General features: G+C 67.9%; 13 protein-coding genes. 5 read left to right on the top strand and 8 right to left on the bottom strand.

All coding sequences use genetic code 11. From position 1 onward, the window contains the following. The first annotated feature begins 101 nt into the window (after window positions 1–101). Window positions 102–1553: an HNH endonuclease signature motif containing protein gene (locus BST42_RS22115; protein ID WP_083121475.1), complete on the top strand. Its 1452-nt coding sequence runs from the start codon at window positions 102–104 to the stop codon at window positions 1551–1553. A 10-nt stretch (window positions 1554–1563) separates the two neighbouring features. Here the strand turns inward: BST42_RS22115 and BST42_RS22110 are convergent, their stop codons facing one another. The 3 genes from BST42_RS22110 to BST42_RS22100 all read right to left on the bottom strand — a co-directional run bounded on the left by BST42_RS22110 (window position 1564) and on the right by BST42_RS22100 (window position 3976). Next, the gene (locus BST42_RS22110; RefSeq protein ID WP_036344566.1) at window positions 1564–2076 is read right to left on the bottom strand and encodes a DUF3145 domain-containing protein; all 513 of its coding nucleotides are present in this window, start codon (window positions 2074–2076) and stop codon (window positions 1564–1566) included. A 108-nt stretch (window positions 2077–2184) separates the two neighbouring features. Then, complete coding sequence (locus tag BST42_RS22105; RefSeq protein ID WP_083121454.1) at window positions 2185–3012, bottom strand: serine hydrolase domain-containing protein; 828 nt, start codon at window positions 3010–3012, stop codon at window positions 2185–2187. A 10-nt stretch (window positions 3013–3022) separates the two neighbouring features. Then, the gene (locus BST42_RS22100) at window positions 3023–3976 is read right to left on the bottom strand and encodes a tetratricopeptide repeat protein (protein WP_133057499.1); all 954 of its coding nucleotides are present in this window, start codon (window positions 3974–3976) and stop codon (window positions 3023–3025) included. A gap of 69 nt (window positions 3977–4045) precedes the next feature. Here BST42_RS22100 and BST42_RS22095 point away from each other — a divergent pair, with 69 nt between their 5' ends. Both BST42_RS22095 and BST42_RS22090 read left to right on the top strand, forming a co-directional pair. Next, on the top strand, window positions 4046–5131 hold the full coding sequence (locus tag BST42_RS22095) for an S-(hydroxymethyl)mycothiol dehydrogenase (RefSeq protein WP_083121452.1): 1086 nt from the start codon (window positions 4046–4048) through the stop codon (window positions 5129–5131). Next, entirely contained in the window at window positions 5128–5751 is a 624-nt protein-coding gene (locus BST42_RS22090) for an MBL fold metallo-hydrolase (RefSeq protein ID WP_083121451.1), read from the top strand. The genes BST42_RS22095 and BST42_RS22090 overlap by 4 nt, the downstream gene beginning before the upstream one ends. On the opposite strand, the gene BST42_RS22085 is transcribed toward BST42_RS22090, so the two are convergent. Beyond that, the gene (locus tag BST42_RS22085) at window positions 5748–6902 is read right to left on the bottom strand and encodes a zinc-binding dehydrogenase (protein WP_083121450.1); all 1155 of its coding nucleotides are present in this window, start codon (window positions 6900–6902) and stop codon (window positions 5748–5750) included. The genes BST42_RS22090 and BST42_RS22085 overlap by 4 nt on opposite strands. 11 nt (window positions 6903–6913) lie before the next feature. Continuing rightward, window positions 6914–7612: an SHOCT domain-containing protein gene (locus BST42_RS22080; RefSeq protein WP_083121449.1), complete on the bottom strand. Its 699-nt coding sequence runs from the start codon at window positions 7610–7612 to the stop codon at window positions 6914–6916. A gap of 100 nt (window positions 7613–7712) precedes the next feature. Here BST42_RS22080 and BST42_RS22075 point away from each other — a divergent pair, with 100 nt between their 5' ends. Both BST42_RS22075 and BST42_RS22070 read left to right on the top strand, forming a co-directional pair. Continuing rightward, complete coding sequence (locus tag BST42_RS22075; protein WP_083121448.1) at window positions 7713–7952, top strand: DUF1049 domain-containing protein; 240 nt, start codon at window positions 7713–7715, stop codon at window positions 7950–7952. A gap of 1 nt (window position 7953) precedes the next feature. Continuing rightward, the gene (locus tag BST42_RS22070) at window positions 7954–9060 is read left to right on the top strand and encodes a class I SAM-dependent methyltransferase (RefSeq protein WP_083121447.1); all 1107 of its coding nucleotides are present in this window, start codon (window positions 7954–7956) and stop codon (window positions 9058–9060) included. Here the strand turns inward: BST42_RS22070 and BST42_RS22065 are convergent. The 3 genes from BST42_RS22065 to BST42_RS22055 all read right to left on the bottom strand — a co-directional run bounded on the left by BST42_RS22065 (window position 9052) and on the right by BST42_RS22055 (window position 12463). Then, window positions 9052–10767, bottom strand: coding sequence for an Hsp70 family protein (locus tag BST42_RS22065; protein ID WP_083121474.1), 1716 nt, complete (start codon window positions 10765–10767; stop codon window positions 9052–9054). The two genes, BST42_RS22070 and BST42_RS22065, sit on opposite strands and share 9 nt — an antisense overlap. 85 nt (window positions 10768–10852) lie before the next feature. Next, on the bottom strand, window positions 10853–11923 hold the full coding sequence (locus tag BST42_RS22060) for an NAD(P)H-dependent amine dehydrogenase family protein (RefSeq protein WP_083121446.1): 1071 nt from the start codon (window positions 11921–11923) through the stop codon (window positions 10853–10855). A 45-nt stretch (window positions 11924–11968) separates the two neighbouring features. Next, window positions 11969–12463: a MarR family winged helix-turn-helix transcriptional regulator gene (locus BST42_RS22055; RefSeq protein ID WP_083121445.1), complete on the bottom strand. Its 495-nt coding sequence runs from the start codon at window positions 12461–12463 to the stop codon at window positions 11969–11971. Between the last annotated feature and the right edge of the window lie 19 nt (window positions 12464–12482).

Genomic DNA, 12482 nt, shown 5'->3' with positions numbered 1-12482 from the left:
GTCACACCGAGAGTCATCACCAACGGCGAACAGCCAAGACCATCTTCGCCGGAGTCTGCTTAACAGAATCAATGTCACACCCCGGTGGCATACTCGAACACATGTTCGACACGCAGTCAGCCGGCGATGCGGCGGTGGTAGATGCCATTGTTGACTTCGCCCGCGCGGAGAATCAGGACGCCGCGCGGCGACTGACCTGGATCGGCGAGCTGGTCGCACGGCGCTGCGCCGATGACGAACGCGCCCATTGGGCCTGTGATGAATGGGACGCCGCGGCGGCCGAGGTGTCCGCAGCCTTGGGAATCACGACGGGTCGAGCCTCCGGGGAGATGTTCATGGCGATGTCGTTGCGGCATCGACTGCCCAGGGTCGCTGAACTGTTCCTGGCCGGGTCGTTGAATTATCGGGTGTGTGAGGCGATCACCGACCGCACCTACCTGATCCAAGACCGCGCAGCCTTGACGTTAGTCGACAAGGCGATCGCCGAGGACGCGACGACCTGGGGCGCGTTGTCGGTCGTGAAGTTGCAGCGCGCCATCGACCACTGGGTCAACCGGTATGACCCAGGCGCGGTGCGGCAGGCGCAATCCCGGTCCCGGGATCGCGACGTGGTGGTCACCGTCGATGCCGGCGCCGGCACGGCCGAGATCTTCGGGCGGCTCTCGGCTACCGACGGCGAGATCGTGAAGCGCACCTTGACCCGCATCGCCTACTCGGTATGTGACGACGATCCGCGCACCGTCGGCCAACGGCGCTCTGATGCGATGGGCGTCCTGGCGTCCGGCGCAGACCGGCTGGCGTGTTTGTGCGGCAACCCCGACTGTCCGGCCGCTGACCAGGACGGCCGCGCCGCCAGTGTGGTGGTGCACGTGCTCGCCGACGCCGATGTGGTTGACGCCGAACCGGATCCGGCCATGCACGGCGAAAAGCCTCAGGCCGAACCCGAGCCGCCACGGCCTCGGACAACCAGTGCGGTGATGACGGGCAACCGCGGCATTGTGCCCGCCCCGCTGTTGGCCGAACTCATCCGCGCAGGCGCGAAGGTGCGCCAACTGCGTCGGCCCAAGGACGAGCCCGAGCCGCGGTACCGGCCCTCGACAGCGCTCGACGAGTGGGTTCGAATGCGGGACATGACTTGCCGGTTCCCGAATTGCGAGGTGCCCGCAGAGTTTTGCGACCTCGACCACACGATCGCCTGGCCGTTCGGGCCCACCCACCCGTCGAACCTGGCCTGTATGTGCCGGAAACACCACCTGCTCAAAACGTTCTGGGCCGGCTGGTCAGAGCGTCAACACCCCGATGGCGCCATCGAATGGACGTCACCGACCGGGCGCACCTACATCACCCGGCCCGGCAGCCATCTGTTGATGCCGACCTGGGACACCACCACCGCCACCTTGGCACCGCCGAAAGGCGAACCCCCGCCGAGCATCGGCATCATGATGCCCACCCGACGCAAAACTCGGGCAGCTCAACGGGCTCGCCGCATCACGGCAGAACGCAAACTCAACGACGCCCGCGTCACCGAACGCAACCGGCCACCACCCTTCTGATGGGTGTGGCTCAGCCGACGCCTCTGCTCAGCCAGCTGACCTCGCCGCCGTCGCCGCCATCGCGATAGGGCTCGAGCGCCTCGTCCCAGGCGGTGCCGAGCACCGAGTCCAATTCGGACGCCAACGTGTCGGCGCCCGAGGCCATCAGGGTTCGCAATCGCATCTCGCCGACCATGATGTCGCCGTTGGCGCTCATCGTGCCGGCCCACAGGCCGAGCTGTGGCGTATGGCAGAACCGTTCGCCGTCCACGCCGGCACTGGGATCCTCGGTGACCTCGAACCGCAGGACCGACCACGAACGCAGCGCGTTGGCCAGCCGGGCACCGGTGCCGACGGGACCAACCCAGTTGGTCACCGCCCGCAGCTGCCCAGGCATGGCCGGCTGTGGCGTCCACTTCAAATTCGCCCTGGCATTCAGGGTCGACGACAGCGCCCACTCGACATGCGGGCACACCGCTGCGGGAGAGGCGTGGATGTACACCACGCCAGTCGTCGCATCGGCGAACTGGTTCGACGCACGCATCACCTTGCTCCTTCGGCTCTACGAGGGACGTCTTCCCCAACGACCTGGCGTGACCGAGTTGCAATAGTGTCGTGCGTGTCTATTGTGCCTTGTGAGGCGTGTGTTGCGCTAGTGCGGTGCGTACTCTCTCAGAACTTCATCAGAGATGGCCCGCCAGACCGGTTTGGCCCACTCGTCGAAATCCCGATCCGTGAGCACTACCAGCGACAACGCCAGTTCCGGCTCCACCCAGATGAAGGTGCCGGTCTGGCCGAAATGGCCGAACGTCCTCGACGAGTTGGCAAAGCCGGTCCAGTGCGGTGACTTGTCATCCCGAATCTCGAAGCCCAGCCCCCAGTCGTTGGGCCGCTGCACCCCGAACCCGGGCAACACCCCGGACAGGCCCGGGAACTGCACGCTGATCGCCTGCTCGTGCAGCTGCGCCGACACTGTCTTCGGAGCCAGCAGGTCCGCCGCGAACGCCACCAGGTCAGCCACCGTCGACAGCCCGCCGAAGCCGGCCACCTGCGCGCCGCCGTCCAGCCTCGACGACGCCATGCCGAGCGGTTCGAAGACCGCCTCGGCCAGATACCGGCCGAACTCGATCTCCGACTTCCGTTCGATCGTCTCGGCGAGCACCTGGAAGCCGTAATTCGAGTAGACCCGGCGTTTGCCGGGTTCGGCCATCAGCTCCGCCGAATGCATCGCCAGCCCCGAGGCGTGTGACAGCAGATGCCGCACGGTGCTGCCGGGCGGGCCCGCGGGAGTGTCCAGCTCAACCACACCCTCCTCGACCGCCACCTGCGCAGCGCGCGCCGAGAGCAGTTTGGTCACCGATGCCAGCCGGAATTGGCGAGTGGTATCGCCATACTCGGCGAGCACCCCCTGTGCACCCACCACCGCGGCGGAGGCGGCCGAAACCGGCCAGTCAGCGATCGAGTCGAGTGGCGTGGCCATCCCGAGCAGGCTACGCGGAGGCGGTCAGCAGACCGGTGTAGGCCCGCTCGATCCACGCCTGAACCTCGGCCCGTGCAGCCGCCGACCCCCGCAACCGCGGCTCTCGCAGTGCCGCCCGCAGCACGGTCAGCGCCTCGCGATACCTTCCCCGGCGTACCAGCACCGCGCCACGCAACACCGTGTCGTCGCCGTCGACAGACTCCAGCTCACGCAAATAACCCTCGGCCTCATCCAATTCGCCTGCAGCCAGCGCAATTTCGACGGCACCGCGCAGCAGCCGAGGCAACTCCCGCGAGTCGGCCGTCGCAATCGACTCCCGCACCTGGGCTCTGGCGGCGTCCACATCCCCCAGCCCACAGCGCAATAGCGCTTCCCCCGGCTGAGGCACGACTCCGGATTCACGTGCTCGGGCGTACGCCGCGAACGCCCCGTCTACGTCACCGCGGCGGCGCCGTATATCACCAAGACGGTGGTACGCCTGCCCCACGACGCCGGGTGCGGGCTCCAGCGTCATCTCCTGCAGCACCGCCGACCGTTCAGCAGCAAGATCGGCGTCCTCACCGAGCACCGCCATCACAGCTTCCAGGTGAGCCAGCCGGGCAGACAGGGCAGTCTCCGGCGCTCCGGCAAGCAGTCCGCGCGCCCGGCGGATCCATGCCTGACCGATGGTCACCTCGCCGTTCGACAGCCATGCCGCACCGAGTTCGACCGCCTTGCCCGCCGCCGCATTCGGGTCGGTCCGCACCAGCCGCACGAAGACGAGTTCGCCCATCCGCATCGCCTCGCGGCCGTGCCCGAGCCGCCCGGCCGACGTCGCCATCGCATCGAGATCGTCCAGGGTCAGCGGGCCGGCCGCACCGGCGCGGGAAAAGCCCGCGTAGCTGGTCTCGAAATCGCCGCCGCGATAGGCAGCGCGGGCGGTGACCAGCAGGTCGGAGCGGGTTTGACGGATCGTGGTGAGCAAGTCTTCACCGTAGCTCCCCAACGGGACACGCACGGCGCATTCGGCATCCGTCGCGCTAGTGTTTGGCCCATGAGTCAGACAGTGCGTGGGGTGATCTCCCGGTCGAAGAAGCAGCCCGTCGAGTTGGTGGACATCGTGATCCCCGACCCAGGCCCGGGCGAGGTGGTCGTCGACGTCATCGCCTGCGGCGTTTGCCACACCGATCTGACCTACCGCGAAGGCGGCATCAACGACGAGTATCCGTTCCTGCTCGGCCATGAGGCCGCGGGCACCGTGGAGTCCGTCGGCGCCCGAGTGACCAACGTCGAGCCCGGCGACTTCGTGATCCTGAACTGGCGCGCGGTGTGCGGGCAGTGCCGCGCATGCAAGCGCGGCCGCCCCTGGTACTGCTTCAACACCCACAACGCCGCCCAGAAGATGACGCTGACCGACGGCACCGAACTGACGCCCGCGCTCGGTATCGGCGCCTTCGCCGACAAGACGCTGGTCCACGAAGGGCAATGCACCAAAGTCGATCCCGAGGCCGACCCCGCCGTGGCCGGCCTGCTCGGCTGCGGCGTGATGGCCGGCCTCGGCGCCGCGGTCAACACCGGCAACGTCGGCCGCGACGACACCGTGGCGGTAATCGGGTGTGGTGGCGTCGGTGATGCCGCGATCGCAGGCGCCGCCCTGGTCGGCGCGAAGAAGATCATCGCCGTCGACACCGACAACAAGAAGCTCGAGTGGGCACGCGCATTCGGCGCCACCCACACCATCAACGCCAAGGAACTCGACCCGGTCGAGACCATCCAGGATCTGACCGACGGCTTCGGCGCCGACGTGGTGATCGACGCCGTCGGGCGTCCGGAAACGTGGAAGCAGGCCTTCTACGCCCGCGATCTCGCGGGAACCGTTGTGCTGGTGGGTGTTCCGACCCCTGACATGAAGCTCGAGATGCCACTGGTCGACTTCTTCTCCCGAGGTGGATCACTCAAGTCGTCCTGGTACGGCGACTGCCTGCCCGAACGGGACTTCCCCACCCTGATCAGCCTCTACCGTCAAGGCCGGCTGCCGCTGGACAAATTCGTCTCCGAACGCATCGGCCTCGACGCCATCGAAGACGCCTTCCACAAGATGCACGCCGGCGAGGTACTGCGTTCGGTGGTGATCCTGTGAGCGGCATCGAGCGGGTGGTCACCCACGGCACGTTCGAACTCGACGGCGGCAGTTGGGAAGTCGACAACAACATCTGGATAGTCGGTGACTCCTCCGAGGTCATCGTCATCGACGCCGCCCACGATGCCAAGGCCATCGAAGACGCGGTCGGCAATCGCCACGTGGTCGCGGTGGTGTGCACCCACGGCCACAACGACCACATCACCGTCGCGCCGCAACTGTCCACCGACCTCGACGCGCCGATTCTGCTGAATCCGGCCGATGACATGCTGTGGCGGATGACGCACGGCGACAAGCAGTTCGGCACCCTCGAGGACGGCCAGGTACTCAAGGCCGACGGCATCGAGCTGCACGCCATCGCGACCCCGGGACACTCCCCCGGCTCCACCTGCCTCTACGCACCGGCCCTGGGCGCGGTGTTCTCCGGCGACACCCTCTTCCAAGGCGGTCCCGGGGCGACCGGTCGCTCGTTCTCCGACTTCCCCACCATCCTCGGGTCGATCAAGGACAAGCTCGGCAAGCTGCCCGCCGACACCGTCGTCTACACCGGCCACGGCGACACCACGCGGATCGGCGACGAGCTGGTGAACTACGACGAGTGGGTCAAGAACGGCTCCTAAGGAGCCGTTACGCTGCTTCGGGGATCGACGAGGATCTTGGCGTGCACCTCCGGGTCGCCCAGGGCGTCGAAGGCCGCCGCGACGCCGTCGAGCCCGACCTTGCCGGTGATCAGAGCGGACGCGTCGAGCTTGCCGTCGGCCAACATATGCAGGGTGTCGCGGAATTCCAGTGGCGTGTAGGCGAATACGAATCGCAGGTCGATCTCTTTGGCATTGGCCATCGACGGCCGCAACTGGTCGGTGCCCATGCACACCCCCGCCACCACCACCCGCGAATTCAGCGGTGCGGCGCCGATGATCCCGTCGAGCACGCCGGGCACACCAACACATTCAAAGATCACCGGCCGCTTGGGCCCGGCCGTGCCCACTGCGTCCGCAACGCGGTAGACGTGCTGCCAGCCCGGCAGCTTCCGCAGCTTCTCCATGGCGCTCATGCCCATCTCGTAGAGGGCCGTGGCATCGGTCAGGCCCGCAGATCCCGCACTCTCGTATGGTGAGTCCACCCTCGGATCGACCACGACGTGAGCACCGCAGCGGGCGGCCAACTCCCGGCGCCCCGCCGAGAAGTCACTGGCGACGATGGTGCCGACCCCCAGCGCCTTGAGCTGGCAGATGATACCCAAACCGACTGGACCACAACCGATCACGATGGCGGTATCGCGCTTCTTGATCTCGCTTCGGCGAACCGCGTGCAGTGCGACCGCCATCGGCTCGGTGAGCGACGCGATGTCCAGCGACAGCCCGTTGGGCACCGCGAACGTCATCGCTGCCTGCACCAGCACCTGCTCGGCATACCCGCCGGGGGCGAGCGGGGACAGCCCGGTCAAATGGACGCCGCCGTGGGCGCGGACCAGCGGGAAGGACACCACCCGCGTTCCGACCTTGAACGCCTTCGGTGTCTTGCGTCCGCGCTCGGCGACCTCCCCGGCGAACTCATGGCCCATCACCACCGGGGTGTCGCTGCGCATGAAGTGGCGGTAGCCGATCTCCTCCGTGGTGCGACTCAACTCGTCGGCGTGGTCCTTGGCGTGCAGGTCCGATCCGCAGATGCCACAACTGGCGACGTTGAGTACCAGTTGGCCGTCGGACGGTTCGGGTGCGGGCAGGTCGACCACCGACAAATTTCCATGCACACAGCTGACAGCCTTCACGGCGCATCAGCCTACTCGCCGAGGATCCGGCGCTTCTCCGCATCGAACTCGGCTTGGGTCAACGCACCGGAATCCCGCAGTGCCGCGAGCGTTTTCAGCTGCTCGAGGCGCACACCCTGGTCTGACGGAATGTAGTGACCAGTGGCGACAAAAGGCTCGGGGGACGGGTCGGCGAACCGCCGTCTACGCAGAAACAGCGACACGACCAGGTCCAGCAGACCCAGCCCGAACACACCGGCGAAGACCCACGGCAGGTAGCCGGAGCCGCTTTCCTTGCCGAAGGCCAGCCGCGGGTTGATGTAGCCGTTCACCTGTCCGTCGGTGCGGATCTGGTAGGTGCCTGCGGCGGGAATCTCGGCGGTCCAGATCCGAATGTGGGTGTCGCTGTTTACCGTCGTCAAGGTGCCGTGATCTTCGGTCAGCACCGGGTCGGCGACACCGTCCGGCGGCACGATGTTCAGTCGCAACGTGGGCAGCGGGAATCCGCTCGACGGCGAACCGGTCACCGAGGTGTGAAAGCTGATCTGCGCCTGCCCGGCCGGCAGTTGAACCTGACCCGACCCCGGGACGGGCACCTCGCCATAGGCATCGAATTCGTCGAGCACGAAGGCATTGAGCATCATCACGACGAAGAAGCCGACAGCGCCGACCACCATCATCAGGATCCCCGAGGTCATCAGGATGCGGGACACAGTCTTGGTGCCGGCCATGGCGGAAAGTGTGTCACGCAGAAGCGCACCGGCCCGACTTCTCCGCCGAATCCGCTGCCAGCGACTAACGTCGACTCATCGGCACAACGGGGAGGTAGCGATGTCCAGGGAGGACGACGGTAAGCCCGCCGGCGGTGCGGTGCGGCGTTTCGCTCTGCGCTACTGGCTGGCCATCATCCTGGTGGTCCTGGCGGCAGTCTTCATCGCCCAGAATCGCGACCGCCAGCGCGTGCACGTCCTGTGGATCACCGTCGAATCGCCGATGTGGCTGTTGCTGACCGCGATGGCGGTCGTCGGGCTTGTGGTCGGGCTGCTGTTGCACCGCCGCCGCAGGAACTGACGTGCGTGAATCGAGCATCGTGGTGCGCCCGCAGCCGATGGGCAGCCACACCTATACCGAGTCGTCACGCCTGCAGGCGGCCGGATTGCGCACCGCGACAGCACGTTTCGAACAGGCTGCACGCATCGTCGCGATCCCCCGAGCCCCGCAGCCCATCGCGATCGTCGACTATGGCGCGGCGACGGGGTACAACTCACTGCTCCCGATCGGCGCGGCGATCAGCGTCATACGCAAGCGCACCCGCACCGACCACGCCATCCTCGTCGCCCATACCGACGTGCCCGGGAACGATTTCACCACGTTGTTCGACACACTCGCCAACGACCAGGACAGCTACCTGAAGAAGGACTCGGCCACCTACGCCTCGGTGGTGGGCCGCTCGTTCTACAGCCAGATCCTGCCGTCGGACAGCATTGCGCTGGGCTGGAGTTCGTGGGCCGTCCACTGGCTGCGCCGGACGCCGGTGCCCATTCCCGATCACATCGAGATCTCCTACAGCGCCGACGAGGACGCCAGTCGCGCCTACGCCCGCCAAGCCGCCGAGGACTGGCGCGACTTCGTCGCCTTCCGCGGTCGCGAGCTGGCGCCCGGGGGCCGACTACTGGTGCTGACCGTCGGCCTCAAGCCGGATGGCACTTCGGGATTCGAGGCCGCTTTCGACGCCATCATGACGGCCCTGCACCAGTTCGTCCGGGACGGCCTGATCACCGCCGAGGAAATGCGCCGGATGTCGATCCCGTCGACGGGCCGCGACGAGAAGGACTTTCGGGCGCCGTTCCACCCGTCGGGCCGATTCGAGGGTCTGGAGATCGAGGACGTGGAGCTCTTCGACGGCGAGGACCGGTTCTGGGCGCAGTTCCAGAGCGACAAGGACGCCGACGCCTTCGGCGCGAATTGGGCTGACTTCCTTCGCGGTTCGATGTTTCCGACGCTTGCCGCCGCAGTGGATGTCGACGCCGGGCCGACTCGGGACCGGCGCAGTACGCGGCGGCGCGAATTCGTCGATCAGCTACACGCCGCCCTGGCCGCGCAGCTGACGGCAGCGCCGGCACGGATGTCGATCCCGCTGGGGCTCGTTGTGCTGGAGAAGCGGCGTCGCTCAGCCTGACGGCGGCTGCACGAATATCTGCGGCAGCCCGGGAATCGTCGGGATCGGCGGAATCGTCGGGATGAACCGCGGCGGCGGAGGCTGCTGCGTCGGCGGCGGAGGCGTCTGCGTCTCGGTCTGCGTGACCGGCGGCGGTGTGGAGACCTCGGTGGTCACGACGGTCGTCGTCTGAGTCTCAGTGACCGGCGGCGGTGGCGGCGGCGCCTCGGCGGTGACCGGCGGTGGCGCTGGGGCCTGCACAACCTGGGTCTGGGTGACCGGCGCGGGTGCTTGTTGCACCGCCTGGTTCTGCACGGGTGCGGACGACGGATCGCTCGTTGGCTCAGCCGATGCGGGTGCCGCCGGAGCGGGTGCGGCCTGCGGGGTGGTGGTCACGCTCGGGGTGGGGGTCACGAGGTCGGGACTGCTGTCGGCGCGCAGCGCGATCGCTGTTCCCGCACCCGCCATCAGGATCACCAGCAGTGCGGCAGCGACCACCGGCATCGGACGCCGGTACCACGCGGGTGCGGCGGCGGCGTCCGCCGGTTCGGGGTCCGGCTCGAAATCCAGCAGCGGACGGGCGGCGTGCGGCACCGGTTCGACGGCGGGCTCGAGGTCCGGTACGTCGGGCGCCTGCGACCAGGCCAACGCGGCGCCGGTGGCCGGCCCCGCCGCCGGCTCGAACGGGGCGACCGGGACGACCGGGGCTGCCGGTGCCAGCGCGGTGGCGCTGTCGTCGGCGGGTCCCCGCGCTGCCCGAAGCGCGCCGCCGATGGCACCGGTGAGGGCCGGGCGTGCCGTGGTGATCACCGGAACGCGCAGATGCTCGGACAGCGTCGTGGTGATCACCGGGATCGCCGCTCCGCCGCCGACCGAGGCCACCGCGGCCAGGTGACTCGGCCGCACCCCGCTCCTGGCCAGGGTGTCCTGCAGAACCGCGACGAACTCGTTGAGCGCGTGGCCCATCGCGCCGTCGAGCTCGGTCCGGGTGAGTCGGACGTCGCCGCGGAAATTGGGCAGCTCGGCGGGCAGCGCGGTGACCGTCACGGTCGACAAGCGCTCCTTGGCCGCCCGGCACTGGGCCCGCAGCCTGGTCAGCGATCCGATCGCCGATGTACCGGTCACGTCCAGGGTCCCGCCCGCCGACAATTCCGCGATCACGTGCGCCAGCAGGCCCTGGTCGATCAGGTCGCCGGAGAAGTCGAGGTGCCGCACGGTCGGTCCGATCGGCGCCGAGGTGGCGCCGTCGACGAGGGTGATCGACGTACCGGTGCCGCCGAAATCGCACAGCGCGATCACGCCGCGAGTCGGCAGCCCGGGGTTGGCAGCCAGTGCGGTCAGCGCGGCAGCGGTGTCGGGGAGCAACAGCGGCTCCTCGGCCGACCACTCGGGAACCTGCCGGATCGCGCGCCGTAGCCCGTCCACGGCGGGCGGCCGCCAGTGCGCCGGGTAGGCGATCGCGGCGGTCGGCGGCAGCGGCCGGCCACTCGTGGCGGCGTAGGCCAGCGACCTCAGCGCATCGGCCAGCAACGTCTCTGCGTGGTGCATCGAGCCGTCCGGCGCCACGATCCCGACCGGGTCGCCGACGCGGTCGACGAAGTCGGTGATCACCGCCCCGCTGGGCAGCGTCGTGGCGGCAGGACCGGTGACGGCGTTATCCGGGGTGACAGCGGCCAGTGTGGTAGCGCCGACCGACAGTCCGACCGCCGGCCTTGTTGGGTCTGTCATGTCGTCCAATCCGGGCACCCGGCAGGCGGGCAGCCCCGTGCTTCGGATTCACCAAAGATGTCGATCCGAAGCCGTTGGACGTTACTCAGCGAATGGTGCCGCGGCCCGGAATCAGGGGCAGGTCCAGCGCCGTGACCCAGCCCGGAGGCAGGTCGTTGACCGCGGGCACGGCGTTGAGCGCGCGCAGCCCGGTGGACAGGCAGCCCGCGGTCGCGGCGTCGCGCCCGGAACCGTCGGTGAACCTGAACGCAGTCTCCTGGAAGATGCTGGGAGTGCCCTGGATGTCGACGCGGTAGACGTCGTCCTGGGTGCCCGACGGCCAATCCGGGGCGGCGTCCTGACCGATGCGGTTGACGTGCTCGAGCTGGATGCGGGTCTCGCCTTTGTAGACACCGTTGATCGTGAAGCGGACCGCCGCGACGTGGCCGGCCGGGATGACGCCCTTCACGGTCTTGCGCTCGGTGGGGGTCACCCACTTGTCCCACGTGGTGGTGATCTCGTCGAGCTCGATGCCTGCCGCGTAGGCGATCATCGGCACCGTCGCGCCCCAGGCAAACACCAGGATGTCGGAGTTCTGCAGCAGCGGCTTGAACTCGGGTTCGCGGCCGATGCCCATCTCGAACTCGTAGTCGCCCTCGTAATTGGTGTAGTCGAGAAGCTCGGAGGCGCGGACCAGACGGACCTGCGAGGTCAGGCCCATCAGAGTCATCGGGAACAGATCGTTGGCGAAGCCGGGATCGATGCCGGTCGTGAAGCATGACGACTGGCCGGCCTCACAGGCCTGCGTGATCGGGTCGATCCAGTTGGGCGGGTTGAGGTGCATCTTCGGCCACACCCAGGGCGTCATCGCGGTCGAGCAGACGTCGATACCTGCCTGCAGGAAGCGTCCGATCAGATCGATGTTGGCATCGGCCTGTGCCGCGGTCGGGCCGTAGTGCACCAGTGCATCCGGCTTGAGCGCGATCAGCGCGTCGACGTCGTCGGTGGCCGCGATACCGACCTCGGGGATACCGCAGATCTCCCCCACATCGACGCCCACCTTGGCCGGATTGCTGACGCCCACACCGACCAGTTCGAAGTCGGGATGATCCAGCACTTCTGGAATGACCATCCGGCCGACGAAACCCGTACCCCAGATCACCACGCGCTTGGCCATGAACAGCAGGCTAGCCCGGTTGTCGCCGGCGTCAGAGCCGTTGTCTCAGTGCGCGGACCCGCGGGCCTTGCGCGGCGCGGCGGACCGGGGTGGCTGCTCTCGCATGTGGTCACGCACGCGCGTCATGAGGTTGCCCAGGGTGCGGACGTCTTGCGCCGACAAGGTGTCGAACAGCAGCCCGCGCACGACGTCGATGTGGCCGGGAAGGACCTTGTCGAGTCGGCGGCGGCCCGCCTTGGTGATGGTCACGACGGTCGCGCGCTGATCGACGGTGCTCGCGGCACGAGTGATCAGCCCGTCGGCCTCGAGAACTCCGGCCTGATGAGTCAGCCCGCTGCGGCTGTAGACCACGCCATCGGCCAGCTCGGTCATCGTCAGCGGCCGGCCGGCGTCGACGAGTTTGGCCAGTATTTCGAACTGGACGTAGCTCAACCCGCCTTCGGCCTGCAGCTGCTGCTGTACGGCGTACTGCAGCAGACTCGCCGCCTCGGTGAGCGCGAAGTAGGTGCGCATCTGCGACGGTTCGAGCGTCTCGGCCATCTGCCGATCGTACCGGGAA

Origin of the sequence: Mycolicibacterium rhodesiae, assembly GCF_002086695.1 — a bacterium.
GTDB classification, from domain to species: domain Bacteria; phylum Actinomycetota; class Actinomycetes; order Mycobacteriales; family Mycobacteriaceae; genus Mycobacterium; species Mycobacterium rhodesiae.
This window is presented reverse-complemented; position numbering and strand designations above follow the sequence as displayed.